At 39.1% G+C, this 20,777-nt stretch carries 19 protein-coding genes and 1 tRNA gene; 5 read left to right on the top strand and 15 right to left on the bottom strand.

Annotated features, from left to right (window positions below; genetic code table 11):
• Positions 1-21: 21 nt before the first annotated feature.
• The 6 genes from CDG62_RS11840 to CDG62_RS11810 form a co-directional block, all read right to left on the bottom strand.
• Complete coding sequence (locus tag CDG62_RS11840) at positions 22-771, bottom strand: YebC/PmpR family DNA-binding transcriptional regulator (RefSeq protein WP_087528430.1); 750 nt, start codon at positions 769-771, stop codon at positions 22-24.
• A 261-nt stretch (positions 772-1,032) separates the two neighbouring features.
• A complete protein-coding gene (locus tag CDG62_RS11835) occupies positions 1,033-1,605 on the bottom strand; it encodes a 1-acyl-sn-glycerol-3-phosphate acyltransferase (RefSeq protein ID WP_087528438.1) in 573 nt (190 codons plus the stop codon).
• 1,005 nt (positions 1,606-2,610) lie between these two features.
• Positions 2,611-2,687 (bottom strand) — tRNA-Ile (locus CDG62_RS11825).
• 386 nt (positions 2,688-3,073) lie between these two features.
• The gene (locus CDG62_RS11820; RefSeq protein ID WP_087528439.1) at positions 3,074-3,694 is read right to left on the bottom strand and encodes an aminotransferase; all 621 of its coding nucleotides are present in this window, start codon (positions 3,692-3,694) and stop codon (positions 3,074-3,076) included.
• 80 nt (positions 3,695-3,774) lie between these two features.
• On the bottom strand, positions 3,775-4,257 hold the full coding sequence (locus tag CDG62_RS11815) for a CinA family protein (protein ID WP_087528432.1): 483 nt from the start codon (positions 4,255-4,257) through the stop codon (positions 3,775-3,777).
• Between the two features lie 44 nt (positions 4,258-4,301).
• Positions 4,302-4,952, bottom strand: a complete 651-nt coding sequence (locus CDG62_RS11810; protein ID WP_162904033.1) for a hypothetical protein — start codon at positions 4,950-4,952, stop codon at positions 4,302-4,304.
• A gap of 101 nt (positions 4,953-5,053) precedes the next feature.
• Between CDG62_RS11810 and ispF the strand changes: the two genes are divergently transcribed.
• Positions 5,054-5,542: a 2-C-methyl-D-erythritol 2,4-cyclodiphosphate synthase gene (ispF, locus tag CDG62_RS11805; RefSeq protein WP_004979990.1), complete on the top strand. Its 489-nt coding sequence runs from the start codon at positions 5,054-5,056 to the stop codon at positions 5,540-5,542.
• Here ispF and CDG62_RS11800 read toward each other — a convergent pair.
• The 4 genes from CDG62_RS11800 to CDG62_RS11775 all read right to left on the bottom strand — a co-directional run bounded on the left by CDG62_RS11800 (position 5,530) and on the right by CDG62_RS11775 (position 10,006).
• Positions 5,530-6,054: a protein tyrosine phosphatase family protein gene (locus CDG62_RS11800; RefSeq protein ID WP_087528434.1), complete on the bottom strand. Its 525-nt coding sequence runs from the start codon at positions 6,052-6,054 to the stop codon at positions 5,530-5,532. The two genes, ispF and CDG62_RS11800, sit on opposite strands and share 13 nt — an antisense overlap.
• Before the next feature lie 56 nt (positions 6,055-6,110).
• Entirely contained in the window at positions 6,111-7,202 is a 1,092-nt protein-coding gene (locus CDG62_RS11795; RefSeq protein WP_004693350.1) for a 3-deoxy-7-phosphoheptulonate synthase, read from the bottom strand.
• Positions 7,203-7,341: 139 nt separating this feature from the next.
• Entirely contained in the window at positions 7,342-8,238 is an 897-nt protein-coding gene (locus CDG62_RS11790; protein ID WP_087528435.1) for a sulfite exporter TauE/SafE family protein, read from the bottom strand.
• 442 nt (positions 8,239-8,680) lie between these two features.
• Positions 8,681-10,006, bottom strand: a complete 1,326-nt coding sequence (locus CDG62_RS11775; RefSeq protein WP_020899627.1) for an ISNCY family transposase — start codon at positions 10,004-10,006, stop codon at positions 8,681-8,683.
• A 222-nt stretch (positions 10,007-10,228) separates the two neighbouring features.
• On the opposite strand from CDG62_RS11775, the gene CDG62_RS11765 reads away from it, so the two are divergent.
• Positions 10,229-10,675 carry a hypothetical protein gene (locus tag CDG62_RS11765; protein ID WP_087528633.1) on the top strand — a complete coding sequence of 149 codons (447 nt, stop codon included), beginning with the start codon at positions 10,229-10,231 and terminating at the stop codon, positions 10,673-10,675.
• Between the two features lie 266 nt (positions 10,676-10,941).
• Here CDG62_RS11765 and CDG62_RS11760 read toward each other — a convergent pair whose 3' ends face one another.
• The 3 genes from CDG62_RS11760 to CDG62_RS11750 all read right to left on the bottom strand — a co-directional run bounded on the left by CDG62_RS11760 (position 10,942) and on the right by CDG62_RS11750 (position 13,393).
• Positions 10,942-11,346, bottom strand: coding sequence for a hypothetical protein (locus tag CDG62_RS11760; protein WP_228254390.1), 405 nt, complete (start codon positions 11,344-11,346; stop codon positions 10,942-10,944).
• Between the two features lie 194 nt (positions 11,347-11,540).
• A complete protein-coding gene (locus CDG62_RS11755; RefSeq protein WP_086209249.1) occupies positions 11,541-11,837 on the bottom strand; it encodes a hypothetical protein in 297 nt (98 codons plus the stop codon).
• Entirely contained in the window at positions 11,834-13,393 is a 1,560-nt protein-coding gene (locus CDG62_RS11750; RefSeq protein ID WP_087528634.1) for a PepSY-associated TM helix domain-containing protein, read from the bottom strand. Before CDG62_RS11750 ends, CDG62_RS11755 begins: the two co-directional genes overlap by 4 nt.
• Positions 13,394-14,077: 684 nt before the next feature.
• Between CDG62_RS11750 and lpxB the strand changes: the two genes are divergently transcribed.
• Positions 14,078-15,250 carry a lipid-A-disaccharide synthase gene (gene lpxB, locus CDG62_RS11740; protein WP_087528635.1) on the top strand — a complete coding sequence of 391 codons (1,173 nt, stop codon included), beginning with the start codon at positions 14,078-14,080 and terminating at the stop codon, positions 15,248-15,250.
• A gap of 69 nt (positions 15,251-15,319) precedes the next feature.
• Here lpxB and CDG62_RS11735 read toward each other — a convergent pair whose 3' ends face one another.
• Positions 15,320-17,524, bottom strand: a complete 2,205-nt coding sequence (locus tag CDG62_RS11735; RefSeq protein ID WP_087528636.1) for an OsmC domain/YcaO domain-containing protein — start codon at positions 17,522-17,524, stop codon at positions 15,320-15,322.
• A 282-nt stretch (positions 17,525-17,806) separates the two neighbouring features.
• Complete coding sequence (locus tag CDG62_RS11730; protein WP_087528637.1) at positions 17,807-18,739, bottom strand: AraC family transcriptional regulator; 933 nt, start codon at positions 18,737-18,739, stop codon at positions 17,807-17,809.
• Between the two features lie 169 nt (positions 18,740-18,908).
• Here CDG62_RS11730 and CDG62_RS11725 point away from each other — a divergent pair, with 169 nt between their 5' ends.
• Entirely contained in the window at positions 18,909-20,105 is a 1,197-nt protein-coding gene (locus tag CDG62_RS11725) for an alkane 1-monooxygenase (protein ID WP_087528638.1), read from the top strand.
• Between the two features lie 168 nt (positions 20,106-20,273).
• Complete coding sequence (gene ybaK / locus CDG62_RS11720; protein WP_087528639.1) at positions 20,274-20,741, top strand: Cys-tRNA(Pro) deacylase; 468 nt, start codon at positions 20,274-20,276, stop codon at positions 20,739-20,741.
• The last annotated feature ends 36 nt before the right edge of the window (positions 20,742-20,777 follow it).

Here is a 20,777-nt window from a genome sequence, read left to right as displayed (position 1 = left end):
CGCATTTTGATCAAGCAAAGATTAGGCGTCTAATTCTGCCAACACCGCATCAGAGAACTCAACGTTGGTATAAACGTTTTGTACATCATCTAAATCTTCCAGCATATCAATCATTTTCATGATCTTTTTCGCTTGGTCGATATCAGAAATTTCAGCTTTTGTTGAAGGGCTCATGACCACTTCAGCATTATCAGATTTTAAGCCAGCAGCAGTTAAAGCATCTTGCACATCACCAAAAGATTCAGGTGTAGTAATGACTAAGATTTCATCTTCATCCACTTCGATATCTTCGGCACCTGCTTCAAGGGCTACGTCCATGATTTGATCTTCTAAAGACACATCTTCAAAAGTGATCTCACCACGCTTTGTGAATAAGAAAGCAACTGAACCATTTGTGCCTAAGTTACCATCTGTTTTTGAGAAACAGTGACGCACATCCGGTACAGTTCGGTTTAAGTTGTCAGTCATGGTTTCTACAATAACTGCAACACCACCAACACCATAACCTTCGTAGGTAATTTCTTTTAAATCGTCGTTATCTTCACCACCAGCACCACGTTGGATTGCACGGTTGATGACGTCACGTGTCATATTCACAGAAAGTGCTTTTTCTACAACCGCACGAAGACGTGGGTTGCTTGCAGTATCAGCACCGCCAAGCTTTGCAGCAGTTGTTAATTCACGAATAAATTTGGTAAAAAGTTTACCACGGCTAGCATCTTGTTTTGCTTTACGATGCTTAATATTGGCCCACTTGGAATGACCCGCCATGCGAAATATGCTCCTTGTAGATTGGCTTTGTGCCTATCAAATTGTGCAAATTCTACCATAAGCACTTTTTTATGCGAAAGTAGGTGTTTTTCTGAAATGAGTCAGATTAAACAAAAAATAAATAAAATTGTTTGAAATAAAGTCAGTTATTTCAAATTTAGATTGTGAAGCAATTCATTTCAAAAATGAGCCCTCAGAAAGAATTGATTTAGACCTAAAAGAGAGGGGCTATTCACATTCTTTTAGGTCATTTAGATGAGCTTATTTGGGATCATTTCTAGGTTCGGGAATTTCGATATCTAAACCAACATGCTCTTTATAAAGTGCTTTAATGAGGGCTAAATCATGATCTAACTCTGTGGGATAGATTTTTCCAAAAATACCCCCTTGTTTGGTTTTTGAGTTCGCGTACATAAGTACAATAGGGACATTTGCGGCTTTTGCAATATGCCAGAAGCCTGTACGAATCGGTTTACGTGCTTCGCCTGTTTTTGCACGGGTTGCTTCTGGTGCAATCACCAAGTTGAATTTTTCATGTTGAGAAAAGTGTTCAACCATTTGCGACACGATGTCTTTATTTGACTTACGGTCAACTGCAATACCACCAATCGCCTCGAGTATCGGCTTCATTGGCCCTTTGAATAATTCTTTTTTAATTAGGGTATGGATTTTCATATCGTAGATTTGAAAAATGGCCAGAGACAAGACAGCATCCATCATAGAAGTGTGTTCAAATCCAATAATGACTTGCTTATCTTCTAAAACATTTGGTTCCACATGGTATTTCCAGCCTGCGAGCTTAAATGCAGACTCGCCAATCAGTTTCTTTAACATGAGCATAAATATACAAGTGTTCTTTAAAGTGGCTAATGTCTGCTTGTTTGGCGTTTGAGTCAAGCCCTAACTTAATTCTGATCAGACATTAGAGGTCAGATTTTTCCATTAGTAGGCTAAATAATTGTGATTAAAAGGTATGTAATAAGTCTTTATAGATATTTATTAATAGAAAATAAGTATAATTTTTTTAAAAATACTACTATTCATAATCGAAATGAAAGATTAGACTTTGGTCTAAGAAAAGAGTATGAACTTTCATGCTTTAACTTTGGTGTAACAAAGTTCAGGATTGTTAAAATGACTTATCTTTCGACTTTTTTATGGGCATTTGTCCTTTTCGGTTTGGTTGTTCTGTGGTCGGTTGTTGAATTTTTCATTGAGTCCCGTAAGAAAAAGGAAATCAGTATTTAGTAGTAATAATGTATAAATGCACTGATTTTTGATGCTAGCTATAAATAGCTTGATTGACTTAAAAATTTAATTTTCAATCATCTATAATCGTTGATAGCTATTATTCTAAATGAGATACTTTGTTAGAGCATCATGTTTAGATGCTTGAAATTTATACTTTCTAGCCATATATAGCCTGTTGGATGTTATGTTCACAGTTGTTCAATGCTTAACTTAGCCATATTTTTGTGAGTAGTGAGGCTAAGTGATTACAGGATAGGGTTCTGTAGGAGTGTATAGAAACAATGGGGCACGATCAGTCATGACGGCTTGACTCATATCATTTGAATCTATAGCTGCAAGTTTAGGCAAAGAATTTGTTAGAGTTATCGTCAAAATGCCTGAAAATAAGATTTGACAGGAAAATCTAAAGCAAAGACAAATTAGGTCGTGATTCTGAGAATGGTGAAGATTGGAAAGGATTGCTTAAATGAAAATTTCGAATTTTTTTTAAATAAGCAGAAACGACTAATACTTGAATTCAAAATGTTTATATAAAAATAGCCCATAAAAAACCACCTAGGATTAATGCACCTAAGTGGTTGTTTTATATGGTGGGCCCACACAGACTTGAACTGTGGACCAACGGATTATGAGTCCGCTGCTCTAACCAACTGAGCTATAGGCCCTAATATCTTGAATTTGTTATATATCAACAAGTTCAAGCGAAATGAATACTAGCGAAGATTTTTTAAAAAAACAAGCTTTTTCATACTTGGTTGTACAGTATCCCAACAATTAGAAGATTTGAATATTAATACGTAAGTAATTTAGAAAATGATGAATTTTTCAATGCTGTTGAATTAATTTATGCATCTAGCAAGTGGTGCTACTAAATTGTTTAGGTCAATACATCAAGTCGAACTAAGTATAGACATTCCTAATTCTGTGCAAATGCTGATTATGTAGGCTCTGACCCGCAATCAGTAGCAATAGAAAGGATATAGGGGACTTTGGCCAAAATCTAATGCCATCAGCCAAAAGGCTCTACTTTCATAATTTTAGACCTTATTTTTTAGCGGGTGAGAAGTACAGGGTCCTCAATGTTATAACCTGTTTCAAAAGGAATTCCGAGATATTGAACAGTCACCAGTGCTTTTTGTTGATGAGGAACCCTATAACTTTGCGAAATGCGCAGCCCATTTTTATAGTCCACTGCCTTGTGTACGGGACTTTTCAAATTGCTGTATTTCACTTGATATTGATAGCTAAACTTCGGGATGGAGATTTTAGGGTCATACCAAGAAGGTTCTTTTGAAGTCTTTTTACTGAGGACGTGAATTTTAACCTGCATGGGTTGAATCGGCGTTAACGCTTTGAGTCTTTTTTTTATTTTTGCAATGTCACGATCAAACTTCTGGCTGTCTTGATCATAGTCAATTTTTTGAGTTTTTGGATTGATATATAACGATTTTACTTCAATCAATTTAGAGGGCGTTTTGCTGTTAAGTTGATAATAATACAATTGTGGCAAACGACCACGACCATCTAAATAATGTCGCATCACATAAATTTTTTGATCAGCTTGGTCTAGTCCTAAAACTTCAATATTTTGTGGCCCTCCTACAGTTGCAAAACTGTGGCTTGAAAAAAATAAGGTACTGAAAAGTAGCGGGTGGATTATTTTCATCGTCATGATGCACTTCACATTTTTAGTCATTATGGTTCAATTTAAGAGTTGTAAATCTAAAAAAAAATCAAATTTAGCGTAAAGATTTAAGTATTTTGAACACGTTGAATGACCATTTGGGCTACGTTTTTTGTAAGTTGATCAAGTCGCCCGAGCGCAGTTCCTAGTAGCAAATACTGGTAGCTACTTAATGTATTTTGATAATCAATGGCGATATAAAAAGTGCCTTCAGGTTTCTCAGGCGTCGCACTTCCTCCAGGTTTCAATAATCCTGTACATGAGACAATGATATCGGCATGATGAAACAGTCGATGACCGTGAATAGCCATAGCTTCTGTGACTTCAATCGACTCTGCTGTATATTGCTGAATTAGTGCTGGATCTATTTTTAAAATTTCACATTTGATACTGGGATCGTAACTGACCAGTCCACCCAATAAAATGTCTGCGCCACTATGCTTATAAATAGAAAACTGACTGGACAAATAACCAGAACTGGCACTTTCGATAAAGGCAATGGTCAATTTTTTCTGTTCTAGGAGGTTGCAGCATTGTACTAATATTTGCACGTTTTTAACCTCCTGATGTTCATTAGGTTGATCTATTTTGTAGCTTAGTCATAAACACGATACACACCAACAAAACGATTACATGCTTTGTTTTCACTTTTTACAGAAAGAATGGCTTTTTGAAAGTTGAACTGATAATGGCAGTTGTTTTCATTGTCCGTGATGTTTTGTTTCTGATCTGGTGTAGTGTAGGCCAAAAATGAAATGGTTTGAGTCTCTATACGATTATTAGGATTACGGTAGGCGATCCCTTCAATCTTAATTTTATCTTTAGACAGTTGATGAACTTGTAGGTGCACAGGTTGCTTAGCAATCGTCCCATGTTCAAACTTTAAATAGTGTTGGGTCAAACTTTGATTAAGTGAAGTATAGAAATTCAGATCATCAATTCGAAAGTCCATCTGCTGCTGATAGCAGGCTAAGGATTTACACTGCTGTAGGCGGTTTAGCCATAGTTGATGGGTATCGACTAATAAACGCTGAGGCGCATCACTGATTAGAAAAGCAGTCACGGATTGAGTGTTTAAGTTTTGTCGAATATCTGCGAATTGATCACTACAGATCTTTTTAAGGCTAGATGAGGTCGGATCATCACAGTTAATGACTTGAGCATAGCTAAAGCTAGTACAAAGACAACTTAGACACACTAAAATACTAAATTTTTTCATAAGTTTTATGTCGGTTTTCAACAGCATGATCGCTTATACTTTCACTATGTTGCGCTGCTTGTAACTATAGCGAAAGAGAAAGCGTGAATACAAGATTTCTATCATTTATTTCTTAAAGGAAACTGAGCATGGTTGCACATATTCGAATTGGGCAGGGACTTGATGTACATGCTTTTGAAGAGGGTGAATTTGTCACACTAGCAGGTATTCAAATTCCGCATACACACGGCTTAAAAGCACATTCAGATGGTGATGTGGTTTTGCATGCTCTAACAGATGCATTATTGGGTGCATTGGCTTTAGGGGATATTGGTCAACACTTTCCAGATACTGACCCTCGTTTTAAAGGAGCAGACAGTCGTGTATTACTCAAACATGTCTATCAGCTCATTTTAGATCGTGGTTATCAGTTGAATAATGCTGACATTACTGTGGCATGCGAACGACCAAAGTTGGCCCCGCATAATTTAGCGATGCGCCAAAGCATTGCAGACGTTCTTGATGTTGAAATCACGCAGATTAGCATCAAAGCAACGACCACGGAAAAGTTGGGCTTTACGGGGCGTCAGGAAGGTATTTTATCTACAGCGACAGTGCTGATTTCTCACGCAAAATGATCAGGATTGATCATAGCCAGCTTTAATTCTTGACTTGCTTTACGACCTTGAAGTTGTACGGCAACAGCATGCGCCAAACCTGTCCATGTGTCATTTGGTTCCCAAATTTGATGCATGGCCTCGTGAGCCGTTGGCATATCGATATTCATATAATATTGACGATATAAATACATCAAACTACTGACTCGATAGTTTTCTGAACAATGGACCCAAATGGTTTGTTCTTGCACCAAATGATCAATCATATCTAAGACCAATAAGCATTGATCATCAGATGGTGTATCCCATGAAATAGGCACATGTATATAGTTTAAACCGAGTTCTAAACAGATTTGATCTTCATTCGCTAAATAGTTACCGCTATTACTGAGCGCAAGATTGATGACCGTGTTTACGCCATACTCTTTAATTTGCTGTAATTGCTCAGCAGTCGGTTGTCCAGAAGTAAACAAATGCTCGTGGATAAATTGAAAGTTAAGTGTTTGGCTTAAGTATGTTTCAATAGCGTTCATAATTATTTCTTAATCATAGAATGAAAAACGCCATCCGAAGATGGCGTTTTTTAAACTTATCGGTTCGGTAAAACGTCTTTGAGTGCTTCGTGCATCTCTAGTAATACCTTTTCTGTGGTATCCCAGTCAATACAACCATCGGTTACAGATTTACCATATTCGAGGTCGCATAAGTTTTCAGGAATTTCTTGACGTCCACCTTTAAGGTGACTTTCAACCATAATGCCAATAATAGACTTATTACCATCAATGATTTGTTCTGTAATATTTTTCAAAACAAGCGGTTGAAGGAACGGGTCTTTGTTCGAGTTTGCGTGACTGGTGTCAATCATGATTTTGGTGCTAACTTTCGCTTTAGCCAAGGCTGCTTCTGCTTCTGCTACAGAACCAGCATCGTAGTTTGGCTTGCCATTACCACCACGAAGTACCACATGCGCATACGGATTACCTGAAGTACGAATCACAGACACTTGGCCTTGGTTGTTTAGACCCAAAAAGTGGTGTCCATGTTTAACCGACTGCATGGCATTGGTTGCAACAGTTAAACCACCATCTGTACCATTTTTGAAACCTACAGGTGAAGATAAACCTGAAGACATTTCACGGTGTGTTTGGCTTTCAGTAGTTCGTGCGCCAATTGCTGACCAAGAGATTAAGTCTTGGTAGTACTGTGGTGAGTTTGGATCGAGGGCTTCGGTCGCGCACGGTAAGCCTTTTTCATTTAACTCAACCAAAAGCTTACGACCAATACGTAAACCTTTTTCAATGTTGAATGAGTCATTCATGTCAGGATCATTGATTAGACCTTTCCAACCCACAGTGGTACGTGGTTTTTCAAAATAAACACGCATTACGACATAGATTGAGTCTTTAATTTTATCGCTTAAAACTTTTAGACGGTCTGCGTATTCATGAGCTGCAACTGGGTCATGAATTGAACATGGACCAATCACTACAAAAATGCGTTTGTCTTTACCATCTAAAATATTGCGAATCGTTTCACGACCGTGAAGTACAGTTTGATATGCAGACTCAGTGAGAGGCAATTCAGTTTTTAATTCCGCTGGCGTAACTAGCGGATGAATGCTTTGTAAATTCACGTCATCGATGTCGTTTTGGGTAATAGAGTTTGACTGTAGAGTATTCATTGCCGTCACTGGTTCGATCGTATTAAGTTGCTTTATAAGCTGAATATAACACGGTTTAGCTGAGAAAAGGTTATAAAAAAGTCGAATGAATCTTTGAAAAAAAAGTGATGAATCTTAGGTTTATTTTAAATCAGAATGCCTACACTAAGGCATTCTTAACTGTTGAAATTTGAACAACTTGAGCAGTCTCTGCAGGCTTCACTGGTTTGGCTTTGATCGGATTCAACATGAAGTTCACACCTAGCGCAAACAGGGTAATACCTAACACCTTACGGATGATCTTTTCAGGAAGGCGTGAACTAATCAGTGTTCCAATAATAATTGCTGGAATAGAACCTACCAATAACCACATAAGGAGATGGAAGTCGACGTTGCCTGAAGTCATATGACCCAGACCTGCAACGAACGTAAGTAACACTGCATGCACAACGTCAGAACCAATAATACGGATCATCGGTAGGTTGGGGAACATAATGACCAAAGCCATGATTCCGAAAGCACCTGCACCAACTGATGATAGTGTCACGAAGACCCCAAGAACTACACCCATCATCACAATGTATTTACGTTTATTGCTGGTTTGAAGCTGAACTTTTTCTAAGTCTTCAGTCATATCTGGGAGTTCATCTTTACGTAATTTGTTGAAAAATTTTTCAATTTGATTACGGAAGACAATCGATAAACCTGTAATCGTCAACATGAAACCTAAAACCATGGTGAGCACGGCTTTATAGTGAGTAGATTGGCTCAAATAGTTGTCGAGTACCCAGTGCGTTGCAAAGGAAGCAGGAATACTGCCAATTGCAAGCCAAAGCACAATCGGCCACACAATGTTTAGCTTTTTGGCATGTACAAATGAACCACAGAATTTTGAAATTGCGGCATAAAGCAAGTCTGTACCAATAGCAATGTGAGGTTCAATTCTGAAAAGGCTAATGAGGATCGGCGTCATTAATGAACCACCACCCACGCCAGTAATTCCCACACAAAAACCGACTAAAACACCTGCGAGAATAAATTCGAGTGGACCAAACATTGTTATATGCCAAAATATCAAAAAACGTGCATATCTTATGATGTTTTCATATAAGTCGTTGTCTTGATTGTTGATTTACTTATTCTAAAAAGAGATATAGAAGTTATTGTTTGAGCTGTAGTCGCGCTTTTATTTTTATGCTTGCAATTGTTAGTAACCATAATAGATTAAGGCCTATCAGTGTTCGTATAACATAAAGAGGGGCTAGCTTATGCTTTTTCCATTGCTCAAAATCCGCTGTGGTCGAGCTATAGGTCATATCGAAGTGTTGCCGGCGTGGATCAGCTAATGTGATTTGATTGAATATTCTTATTCTAAGGGACAGCAAATTTAACAAAAAATGAAAAAGGAGCTGCATCTAATTTGGACACTTAAAAGGGTTCTCACAACTCATGTTATTCCTAAGTAGAAATGTCCTACCTAATAACCAAATAGAAATGTCCTATATGGACATTTCCAAGTCAAGCACAGGATTTAGATTTCGTTCTTGAATTGCTGTTTTCTGTGCACGTCTGCTTGGCATCTTTTGAGAACGATTACGTTTGTTTTGCTGTTCCAGTTCTTCATGCTGTTGTTGGATATGATTCAGAACAGCACCCAACCGTTTATTCTCAACAATCTCTCGCTGATTCAGCTGACTTAATTTATCGAAGAGGCTGTAATTGATCTTTCGGCTATTATGCATGATGGCTACAGTACCATCCGGGTATTCAAGGAACTCAAGATACTTACCGATCAACCTTTGATTTTCTTCGGTGTTTTCCAGGAGATATACGCATTTATCATAAGTAATCGTCAGACTATTCGTGACTCTGCGGGGTTCACGCCAAGTAAAAATATCATCTAATTCTTCGGCTGTTTCAGTGATAGACCGATGTAGATTCTTAGGATTAAAAGCCATCTTGGCGAACTTCTGATTGAACTCCTCAATGAAGCAGGGTAGCCAGACATTAGCTTGCTCAATCGAACAGATGCCTTTCAGGCGCATCTCCTTGATCAGACGGTCCTGAAGGGTTCTGTTGGCCCGTTCCACACGGCCTTTGGCCTGCGGTGAATTAGCGAAGATGATATCGATATTCAGGGTGCTGAGTACACGTCCAAACTGGGTAATCTTGGTGTCTTTCTTGCTGCTTTGATTCACTCTAAAGACTGAATGTTTGTCGCTGTAAAACGCTAAAGGCTTACCGTGCTGTTCGACATATAAGCGTGTTGAAATCATATAGTCAAAGGTTGATTCTGACTCACAGAAGCGTAAATGCTGCAATTTTCCTGTAGCATCATCGATAAACACCAGCAGACAGCATTTAGCAGCGCGTCCTTCAAACCAGTCATGGTGTGAGCCATCAATTTGGATCAGTTCACCAAAGCAATCCCGGTTGTAACGAGGCTGATACGGTCGTTTCAGGCGCTTGGATCTAGGCATCCATAAGTCAGCTGCAATCATCCAAGAACGCAGGGTTTCTACTGAAAGATCGAATCCATGTACGGTGGTAAGCTTTTCATGCGCTAAAGTGGGTCCGAAACCATGCAGTTGGTCAGAAACAATATTGAGGCACTTGAGTCTGAGTTCTTCAGGAAGTTTAGAATTGCTGATTTGGCCACGACCGGCATGGGCTAATGCAGATGGACCTTGAGCTTTGTATTTCTGCAGTAAGCGTCTGATCTGACGTTCTGAAATATGAAGTAGCTGAGCAGCCTGGGATTGAGTTATGCGTTGATCGCAGATTTCCTGCAAGACCGACAATCGTTTAAGTTCTTTATCCGACATAGACACCAACATATCAAACCGTCCGCTAAGGAAATTGCAGAAGTGCATATTCTAAAAGCGGACATTTTTACTTTGGAGAAACCGGACATTTCTATTTTGGAGTTACAACTCAAGTTCGTATAACCGCCATTATGTTAAATAGGATTTTTAAGCTATCGAAACTAGCCATTAGGATTTAATATCTAGACCAATTCATGCATATTAGATATAGGATCTAGTCTTATGAAAATAAAAGGTTTTCTTTTAAACCAAAATCCTATCTTTTTTGATGGAAATGCCCATATTTTCAAGAACTCTCCAACGCTAAAAATAGAAAAGCTCTGGGGTATGTGTAATAGAAATTTTAGTGATGTTGCTAATAAAAACTACGCTAAAGTAATTCAATCCGTTTTTTCTAAATATAAAGTAAAGGAGCAGGTTCACTCATTTGAGTCCACTGGGAGAATATTAGAGTTTGATATTTCATGCTCTATGTATGACTGTCTGGCATATGAAGAAACCAATGGATTCTTCGATGAGTGCGATTGTCCGCCCCCAGAATTTTGGATTGCTTATATTGACGATAAGTTATTTGCTTATATTCCAAAAGAATACCTAGATATAGCAAATTTAGGTATCGAAATATCTATGAGCGGGAGCTTGCAATGGGTCCAAACATTAGTAGATTAAATTTTTACTCGTTTATAAGATTTTCTAAAATTAACATAATGCACGTTATGCGAAATACTTGAAATTTTCCTATAAGCATCAACATCTTAGTCAAAGCTATTCTAGGGTTCAGTGCACTGGAATGACTTTTTAGTGATTTTTTATGCTCTATGGTTGATAAATGATCAAACTTTCACGGTTTTATGTAGTTTCATTTAACACTAAAACAGAAAAAAATGTCTAGATGAAATAACAACAGATGTCCAAGTAGTTATTGATTTTGCAATCTAATGAATAAATGCCTCCTTTTTGGCATTTTTTAGGTTCCAAAAAACACGCTCCACATAATAAAGATCGATCTGCTTTGCCGTAAATTGGTGACGATGTGATGACTGGTCACATAGTGTTTGAACAGGTTTTCCCATTAATGCACAGTTTGCGATCCATAAATGATGCTGTTGTTTGAATTTCAACGTACTCATCCGTCCTTTACCGACTTCAACAGTGATTTCACTAAAGGTTTTGCTCTGAATTTGAGTGGGAACCCAACTGCTCGGGAAACAAATAAAGACAGTTAGGTTTAAAAAGACCGAAATCAAAAGTGTCCAGCCAAAATGATGCTTCGACCAACTCCAGAGCCGTTGAAAGGGTGTGATGATTTCTTGTTGTAACCAATCTAAAGTTGAACGCAATGTTTGCCCTATGAAAAGGTGTATAAAAGTGCTTATTATTAAGCGTGTTATAACTAAAAAATCACGATGCTTCAACTTAAATGATTTTGATCAGTCTATAAAATTCTGTTGAGTTTTTTTGTTTATATTGAATCGCACGGCTTTTTATTTACCTCATGATCTAAATAAGAAGTGTGCGAGTTTAGAATAAATGCTTAGCTAGATTTGGTTGTTTTCTTGGGCTTTAAGTCATTGATGCGCAGAATCAGGATAAAAAGGATAGGGCTTGCAAATATAAAGAAACTAACACTTCCTACACCGCGACCCGTGTATTGAATCAATAAAGTTAATGCTACAGCCAATACAGCAAAAGCAAAATAGCGACAGATTTGATAATGTTCTGCACATTTCGACCAATGTGATTTGTGAGTTTTAGGTCGTTGCTTTTCACTCACCAGAAAAAGGATATAGCAGGATAATGCGATAAGGATCCCAGTAATGATATAGATCATGAGTGGGTCTCCTGAGCAGCAGTATTGGCATATTTTTTCTGAATTTTTTGTACAGCTTTTTGTTGAATGGGCTGGATTTTTTGATGTAAGAAAACAGCCAATATAGCAAGGATGATGATCATAAGATCTACTCGCAAGAATAACCAATATTCATGTAAGTCATGCACATATTGGTGGCTGATTAAATAGTAAAGATTGAAAATAGGCAAAGATACAGTCAGTAAAATGAAGACTTTCAGTTGAGTTTTCCAAAGGTGTTGCTGTGGAGTGAGTAATGCAATGACTAAACTGAGTAACCAAGTGCCGAAAAATGCGTAGATTTCGTAGTTGGGTTGACCAGCTTCTAACTGAAGTAAACGGTTTGCACAAAGATAGCTGAGCATGGCAATTGGCAAGCCAATGATGGCAGCCGTATTTAGGCGGTTAACCACATAATGTCCAAAGTGGAAACTTTGTTTCTTATTTTGTAGCTGACGTTTTAAGCTCCAGAGTAAAAGTCCAGACGCAATCATGGCACAGCCTAAAAGCCCTGAGAAGAATAATGCAAAGCGTAATAAGGGCTGCGCAAAGTGTGCCATGTGTAAACCATAAACTCCATTATTGAGCGTGGCAATTGCACTATTATTCCGAGTGTCACCGAGTAGGGCACCAGATTCACCGTTAAAACTAAGTTGAGCTTGGTTTCGCGTGATGCTTCGGTCAGTTGACTCAACCAAGTTCACTTGAGCGATATTGGTATTGGGGTGTTTGACCGTAATATTGTCAATCTCTGTTTTACCCCAATGTTTCTCAGATTGTTGTATGAAGTATTCAATCGGTCGCATCGTAGCAGGCGTCGGTTTAGCCTCAGAGCTGATGCTAAGATTTCTAATTTCATCAAAATATTGGAATGGTTGCTCTGGATAAAGTTTCTTCATACCATTGGGAAGAATGAGATAAAAGAAAATGGCTAAACCAGTGAATGTAATGGTCAGGAAAAAGGGCAAAGCAATGACAGAGGTGACATTGTGAAAATCTAAATACGAGCGTTGCCCCTTGAAGGCTCTTAGGGTAAAGAATTCGGTGAATATCTTTTTGTGTGTGATGATGCCTGAAATGAGGGTGATCAACATTAAGAAGGAAGCAATAGTGACTAAAAGCCTACCGATGAAATAGGGCACACCATACAACTGATAGTGAAAGCCATAGAAAAACTCACCGCCTTGAGTTGCAGATAAGGTAACTTCTTTACCTGTATTTGCATCCAAAGTCTTATTTTCGTAGCCTCCATCGGCCTTTTGCCAATAGATCTTATTAACAGGCGAGCTAGGACTAGCTACACCGATATACCAACTTTGCGCATCTGCGGCATTTTTTTGTAAGTATTGATATGCTGACTGTATCGCAGAGTCTTGTTTGACTTGCATGGTGGCAAATTGAGGTTGCATCCACAGATTTATTTCATGACGATAATAGGTCGCAGTGCCAGTTAAAAAAATTGCAAACAATAGCCAACCAAATGTCAGACCAAGCCAAGAGTGTAGCCATGCCATTGATTGGCGAACAGATTTTTGCATGGTTTAACCTACGAACTTCAGCAATAGAAAAAAGCAAAGGGAAAGCGAAAGGGTTGAAGCGCTTAACTTTTTCAGGGATTGAACACAAAAGCTTACAATGACAAAAATGATAAAGAAAATAAGGGATAGAAAAGCGGCCAAATAAATGGATTCTGCTTTAGCTAAGTGAGGGTGAAAACTAAGGGTAAGCAGTTCTGACAAGATAGATGTACATAAATAGCCTAAGCCAAATGCGATCAAAAACCGATACAAGACCTTTATAGGGTATTTAAGCTGACTTAGGGGCATAAAGATCACATGAATGAAGTCATAAAGGGAGCTTAAAGTTGTATTCACCATGCATTGAGCCTAAATTTAATATTTAAGCAAAGCACAATTATCTCTATTACGAATCTAAGCAATCTACGTAGTCAAAATACTGGGATTGAGCAGTGTAAATAGAGCAACCAAGCACAGATAAAAATAACGATAATGATTCTCAGTAATTCTATGTTCTTATAGGTCTCTAGCGCAATATTTAAATGATCGAAAATTTAAATTAACCCAACTTTTTTTCGTATTCTTTAGATGTGTCAAATTAGTCATTCATCTTATTTCTGCAGTTCAAATAGAAAGAGTCGACCAATACCCATCCCAAAAGACGCTATGTTATGATGCATGGGCTGAAAAATAAGGAATAGTACTTTGCAAAATCGGAAACTTAAAATTGGAATTGTAGTGGGTGAAGTATCAGGCGATACTTTAGGTGCTAAACTTATTCGCAGTTTTCGTGAGCAAGGAATTAATGCAGAATTTGAGGGCATTGGCGGCCCACAAATGATTGCAGAGGGTTTCAAGAGCTATTATCCGATGGACATTTTGTCTGTTATGGGGCTGGTTGAAGTTCTTAAAGACATTAAAAAACTTTTTGCTGTGCGTGATGGACTGGTAGACAAGTGGACTGCTCATCCTGTCGATGTATTTATAGGGATTGATGCGCCAGACTTTAATTTACGTCTTTCAAAAAGTTTAAAGCAAAAACAGCTACCCATAAAAACTGTGCAGTACGTTAGTCCTTCCGTTTGGGCATGGCGTCAGGGACGAGTGCATGGCATCAAAGCCTCCATTGATTTGGTGTTGTGTTTATTTCCGTTTGAAAAAGCATTTTATAAAAAATGGGATGTTCCTGCTGCGTTTGTAGGACATCCCTTGGCTAGCCAATTGCCTTTGGAAAACCCAATTTTACAAGCCAAAGAAGAACTGGGTTTAGATCTGACCCAAAAGCATATTGCTTTACTGCCGGGAAGTCGACGCGGTGAAATTGAAAAGCTCGGTCCACTGGTGTTAGATGCTGCAAAATTGCTCTATGCCAAATATCCAAACTACCGCTTTGTGATACCTGCGATCAACGATGCACGTAAGCAACAAATCGAAGCTTTGCTTAAGCAGTATCCAAAAGCACTGGTCGACCAAATTGATTTGCTTGAAAACTCAGGCACCGAGTCTAAAATTGGACGCCAAGTGATGAACGCCGCTAATATTGTGGCTTTGGCATCGGGTACAGCAACCTTAGAAGCTATGTTGTTACACCGACCAATGGTGACCTTCTATAAGTTGAATTGGCTCACCTATCATGTGGTGAAATTCTTGATCAAGATTCCTTATTACTCATTGCCGAATATTATTGCAGGCAAGAAAGTGATACAAGAGTTAATCCAAAAAGATGCAACGCCTGAGAAATTGGCGGCTGAAATTGAAAAATTAATGAATATTGAAACCGCACAGATTCAAGCCATGCAACACATTACGATGCATAAACAGTTACTTGCAGGCAATAGTGAAAACCCTGTACAGGCGATTTTAAATATTTTAGATTAATTTTCTTTAAAACATAGTAAAAGTGCAGTGAGAAACAACCCAAACGTATTTGGGTTGTTTCTTTTTATTTTAAGGTTTTAGTCCAACAGCTTTGGCACGTGCAGCGTGTAACTTTTTATAACTGTCGATTAAACGTAAGTGACGGTCTAAACCTTCAAGCTTCATACTGGTTTCTGTTAAACCATAGAAACGAATACGACCTTCAACTGTGCCTATTACCGCATCCATACGTTCGTCACCGAACATACGGCGGAAGTTGTCTTCATATTCTTCCAGTTCCATGTCATCATCCAACATCACTTCGAGCACGACATTCATACACTGGTAGAACAGACCACGTTCAACGGTATTGGTATTGTATTGTAAGAATGCCTCAACCAAGTCTTTTGCTTCCTCAAACTGCTCTAATGCAAGATAGATGAGTAGTTTAAGTTCTAGCAGAGTCAATTGCCCCCATTCGGTATTGTCATCAAACTCGATCCCGATCAACGTCTTGATCTCAGTATAGTCGTCTAACTCACATTCTTCTAAACGTTCAACTAGTGCTTCAAGCTGTTCGTCATCTAAACGGTGTAAGTTGAGGATGTCTTCACGGTAAAGTAGCGCTTTGTTGGTGTTGTCCCAAACCAAGTCTTCAACCAAGTAAATTTCTGAGTAACCCGGCACCAAGATACGGCAGGCTGTTGCACCCAAATGTTGGTAAATGGCCATATAGACTTCTTTGCCCATGTTTTCCAAAATACTGAACAGTTCATCAGCTTCATCAGCATTTGAGTTTTGGCCTTGATTGGTGAAATCCCACTCGACAAATTCATAGTCTGATTTGGCACTAAAGAAGCGCCATGAAACTACACCACTTGAGTCAATGAAGTGTTCAACAAAGTTATTAGGTTCGGTGACTGCATTTGAGCTGAATGTTGGGCGAGGTAAGTCGTTCAGACCTTCAAAGCTACGACCTTGCAGTAGTTCAGTTAAGCTACGCTCAAGTGCAACTTCAAAGCTTGGGTGTGCTCCGAAAGACGCGAATACACCACCTGTACGTGGGTTCATAAGGGTCACACACATGACAGGGTATTGACCGCCTAGAGAAGCATCCTTAACCAGTACAGGGAAACCTTGCTCTTCTAAACCTTGGATGCCCGCTAGAATACTTGGGTATTTCGCTAAAACCTCTTGTGGCACATCTGGCAGGGTCAGTTCACCTTCCAAAATTTCACGTTTAACCGCACGCTCAAAAATTTCAGATAAGCACTGTACTTGTGCTTCAGCTAAGGTGTTTCCTGCACTCATTCCATTACTGAGGTATAAGTTTTCAATCAAGTTCGATGGGAAGTAAACCACTTCAGCATCAGACTGGCGAACAAAAGGCAAAGCGCAAATACCGCGTTCAGTTTTCCCTGAGTTGGTATCGTATAAATGCGTACCTAATAGTTCTTCTTCAGGGTCATAAATTTCAAGTGTATATTCATCCAGAACGCCTTCTGGCATTTCACCATTTGGACCTGGCATGAACCATTTTTCATCTGGATAATGCACAAACTCGGCATTGGCAATGTCTTCACCCCAGAACTGGTCGTTATAGAAGAAATTACAATTCAGACGTTCAATGAACTCACCCAGCGCAGAAGCTAAAGCACTTTCTTTGCTTGAACCTTTACCGTTGGTAAAACACATTGGCGATTGAGCATCACGAATATGTAAAGACCATACATTCGGTACAATGTTACGCCAAGAAGCGATTTCAATTTTCATGCCTAGACCAGCCAAAATACCTGACATATTGGCAATGGTTTCTTCTAAAGGCAGGTCTTTACCCGCAATGATGGTGCTGGTTTCAGAAGCAAGGCTTGGAATAAGTAGAGCTTGTGCGTCAGCATCAATGCTTTCTACTTCTTCAATAATAAATTCAGGGCCTGTTTGAATCACTTTCTTAACCGTACAACGGTCGATAGAGCGCAAAATACCTTGGCGATCTTTTTCTGAAATATCCGCTGGGAGCTCAACTTGAATTTTGAAAATTTGTTTATAGCGGTTTTCAGGGTCAACAATGTTGTTTTGAGACAAGCGAATGTTGTCGGTTGGGATGTCACGTGCCAAACAGTACACTTTGACAAAGTAAGCCGCGCAAAGCGCAGAAGATGCTAAAAAGTAGTCAAATGGACCGGGTGCAGAGCCATCACCTTTGTAGCGAATCGGTTGATCGGCAATGACTGTAAAATCATCGAACTTCGCTTCTTGGCGAAGATTATCGAGATAATTAACCTTGATTTCCATGCTGGCACCTAAATTTTCTTATATGTCAGCATGGACATACAAGAGATGAAATATTGAAAAATAAGCCGAATCACGGATGAAAACTGGACTTAAAAAAGTGTGGCTAGAGCGAAAAAGAACAAACAAGCAGTGGTTTGAAGCCATCTCTAGCAAGGATGCGGGATATTATAGTGTGATTTTCACAAGATGCTAATCTTTGTCTGCAAGTTCAAGGTATTTATGTGGGCACAGAAAGACATAAGTAGAGTGAAGATTGCTATTAAATCATTACGGACGAGCATTCTAAGTTGGGTTTGGATGATTTCTATATTGGCTTGGGCTCATTTGATACTGTCGTTTAAAGCTTTGGCTAAACGCCGTTTCTGAGTTGTATCCGACCCGATGTGCAATTTGTTGAATTGTGCCTTGTCCATTGCGCAGGTATTGGGCGGCTAAACGCAGACGATGTTGTTGCAAATAAGCCAAAGGGCTGGTGCCTAAAATTTGGCTAAACAATGTGGCAAATTTAGATCGTGACATACAACACTGTTCTGCAAGGGACTCAACTGTCCAAGGCTGTGCAGGTTCTGCATGAATTTTAGCAAGGGCATTGGCTAGTTCAGGATGAGATAAAGCACTCAGCCAATTGTTCGAGTCTTGCAGCGCGTCAATATAATCACGTACGCATTCAATTAATAAAATACTCACCAAATGATCCAAAATTTTGTCGCGACCCGGGCGTATGCGTTGGACTTCTAGAGCGAGAAACTGCAATCCAATTTGCAACCATTCAGGAACCGTGCTGAGGTCTTGGTGTTGCAGGTGAATAAATGCGGGTAAGGCTTGTACCAACGGACGCGCCATAATAGGGTCCATATGTGCATGTAAGGCCAAGATTACGGTTTTTTGTTGTGTCGTATCACTTCCAAAAGTGACTTCTTTGTGTTGGTTTTGAGCAAATAAGTCAGAAATATCGAATACTTCTAATAGTTGGTCTTTGCTTGATGACCGACATTCATGACTTGGCCCCGAAGGGAGTAAGATCAGATCACCTGCTTCCACTCGTATGCTTTGTTTGTTTTCTAGGTAAATATTGAAATCACCTTGTAATACCGCATAGGCCATCATGGTGGATTGTTCGCTATAGCGAAAAGCCCACTCACCATACGGTTTAAGGTAGAGGTACTCAGATTGGTTGAGGTGTATATCTTCAAAAATTTTACTTAAAGCATCCATACGTTACGATTTCTATTCTTTATTTTTGGGTCTTGATATTTGATTTAGGGTCAATTTTAGTCATTTGAGGTCAAGGACGATTACGCTGTTTTCTTGGACGTTAGCAACTGTTTTTTATGTCCCATTTCTAGAAATATAAAGGCATAACAAGAAAATTGGAAGAATGGTAATGAATGCATCAGTGAAAATGACGAATTCTAGCGTAGTCGTTAAAAATGCAGCAGGGATGGATAAAAAGCGTTTTGGCTGGCTCTTGAGTCCTGGGCTTCCTGTGATTGGCATGGGCATTTTAGCGGGCTATCATTTTGGTCCAAAACCCACTAAGAAAATATTTGCCTTAGGTGGGCCACTATTATTACATGTCATCATTCCAGCGGTCGATGCTTTGGTTGGTGCAGATGAGAACAACCCTTCAGATGATGAAATTAAGGTCTTGGTGAATGACCCGTACTATGACCGTATTGTGAAATTGTTCATTCCGCTACAAATGGCAGCCAACCTGTTTGCAGGTTATGTGGTGACCCGCCAAAATGTATCAATGCTCGATCAAATATTATTGGGTGTCTCCATGGGGGCAATTAATGGAGTAGCAGTAAATACAGCACATGAGTTGTGCCATCGTCCTAAAAAATCAGATCATTATTGGTCACATATGACTTTAGCGCCGTTGGTCTACAATCATTTCCGTATAGAGCACCCTTATGGACACCATAAACGTGCTGCGACACCCGAAGATCCTGCTTCATCGAAAATGGGCGAGACTTTTTATGAGTTTTGGCCACGAACTGTTTTCGGCGGGTTGAAGTCAGCGGTTGAAATTGAACATAAACGCTTAAAACGAAAAGGACTGTCTTTTTTTTGCAAAGAAAATGAACTGTTTCATGGATGGGCAATGAGTGCGGGCTTTCATGCAATCATGTTGAAATTGTTTGGTAAAAAAGTAGCGCCATATCTGGTGACACAGGCATTTTATGGGGTGAGTCTGTTCGAAATTATTAATTATATTGAACACTATGGTTTAAAGCGTAGCCAAAAAGAAGATGGCAGCTATGCGCGAACCATGCCTGAACACAGCTGGAATAATAACAACATTGTGACGAATTTATTCTTATATCAGCTACAACGCCATTCAGATCATCATGCCTATCCAACCCGCCCATTTCAGGCCTTAAGGCATTTTGATGAAGCCCCAGAGCTACCGAGTGGTTATGCCACCATGTTGATTCCAGCATTAATTCCAAAGCTGTGGTTTAAAATGATGGATCAACGGGTGTTTGATCACTACCAAGGTGATTTGACCAAAGCCAATATCTTGCCTAAGCGCCGTGCTCAAATCTTTAAAAAATTCGGATTAAGTGCTGACTAGGCGACGATATTTCAGCGATAACAAGCTGAATACATGGTTGACATCGAACTTACAGTCATTGCTTTACTGAGTGCTTGTAAGTTCGATGCTCATGTAAGGGTCTACCGCTAAACATTCCTTTTTAAAAGGCTTATACTGCGATGTATGTAATGAAAATATTGAACAGTAATGACACCAGCAACCAAACTTTTGAAAGCCAATAAAATCGAATTTTCTATTCATGAATATGAGCATGATGCCAATGCCAAAAGCTTCGGACTCGAAGCTGCGGAAAAATTAAACTTACGTGTCGAAGAGGTGTTTAAAACACTGTTAGTGACCGATGAAAAAAACTATTTTGTTGCAATTCTTCCTGTACATCATCAGTTGAACTTGAAAAAAGTGGCGCAGGCAGTGGGGGCAAAAAAACTAAAAATGTCCGATCCTAAAGATGCAGAACGACTGACAGGTTATTTGGTCGGAGGGATTAGTCCTGTAGGGCAGAAAAAAAAGTTAAAAACTGTAATTGACCAAAGCGCGGAACAACTGGAAAAACTATATGTCAGTGGCGGTAAACGTGGATTGGATATCGGTTTAAAGCCTCAGGATTTGGCCAAAGTACTTTCTGCTAGTTTTGCTGATTTGTTGGATGAATAAACAGCGAATCTTGCGTTTACTTTTAGTTTATTTTAG

Source organism: Acinetobacter sp. WCHA55 (assembly GCF_002165305.2).
In the GTDB taxonomy this organism is placed as follows: domain Bacteria; phylum Pseudomonadota; class Gammaproteobacteria; order Pseudomonadales; family Moraxellaceae; genus Acinetobacter.
Note: the sequence above shows the minus strand (reverse complement) of the source record. Positions and strands in the feature narration are given on the sequence as shown.

Bases quoted from the DNA above. Each gene is read 5' to 3' on its own strand.
- CDG62_RS11775 (WP_020899627.1), bottom strand. From the start codon at position 10,006: ATGTCGGATAAAGAACTTAAACGATTGTCGGTCTTGCAGGAAATCTGC.
- CDG62_RS11765 (WP_087528633.1), top strand. From the start codon at position 10,229: ATGAAAATAAAAGGTTTTCTTTTAAACCAAAATCCTATCTTTTTTGAT.
- CDG62_RS11835 (WP_087528438.1), bottom strand. From the start codon at position 1,605: ATGTTAAAGAAACTGATTGGCGAGTCTGCATTTAAGCTCGCAGGCTGG.
- CDG62_RS11840 (WP_087528430.1), bottom strand. From the start codon at position 771: ATGGCGGGTCATTCCAAGTGGGCCAATATTAAGCATCGTAAAGCAAAA.
- CDG62_RS11725 (WP_087528638.1), top strand. From the start codon at position 18,909: ATGAATGCATCAGTGAAAATGACGAATTCTAGCGTAGTCGTTAAAAAT.
- CDG62_RS11820 (WP_087528439.1), bottom strand. From the start codon at position 3,694: ATGACGATGAAAATAATCCACCCGCTACTTTTCAGTACCTTATTTTTT.
- CDG62_RS11810 (WP_162904033.1), bottom strand. From the start codon at position 4,952: ATGCTGTTGAAAACCGACATAAAACTTATGAAAAAATTTAGTATTTTA.
- ybaK (WP_087528639.1), top strand. From the start codon at position 20,274: ATGACACCAGCAACCAAACTTTTGAAAGCCAATAAAATCGAATTTTCT.
- CDG62_RS11750 (WP_087528634.1), bottom strand. From the start codon at position 13,393: ATGCAAAAATCTGTTCGCCAATCAATGGCATGGCTACACTCTTGGCTT.
- CDG62_RS11730 (WP_087528637.1), bottom strand. From the start codon at position 18,739: ATGGATGCTTTAAGTAAAATTTTTGAAGATATACACCTCAACCAATCT.
- CDG62_RS11790 (WP_087528435.1), bottom strand. From the start codon at position 8,238: ATGTTTGGTCCACTCGAATTTATTCTCGCAGGTGTTTTAGTCGGTTTT.
- ispF (WP_004979990.1), top strand. From the start codon at position 5,054: ATGGTTGCACATATTCGAATTGGGCAGGGACTTGATGTACATGCTTTT.
- CDG62_RS11800 (WP_087528434.1), bottom strand. From the start codon at position 6,054: ATGAACGCTATTGAAACATACTTAAGCCAAACACTTAACTTTCAATTT.
- CDG62_RS11735 (WP_087528636.1), bottom strand. From the start codon at position 17,524: ATGGAAATCAAGGTTAATTATCTCGATAATCTTCGCCAAGAAGCGAAG.
- CDG62_RS11795 (WP_004693350.1), bottom strand. From the start codon at position 7,202: ATGAATACTCTACAGTCAAACTCTATTACCCAAAACGACATCGATGAC.
- CDG62_RS11755 (WP_086209249.1), bottom strand. From the start codon at position 11,837: ATGATCTATATCATTACTGGGATCCTTATCGCATTATCCTGCTATATC.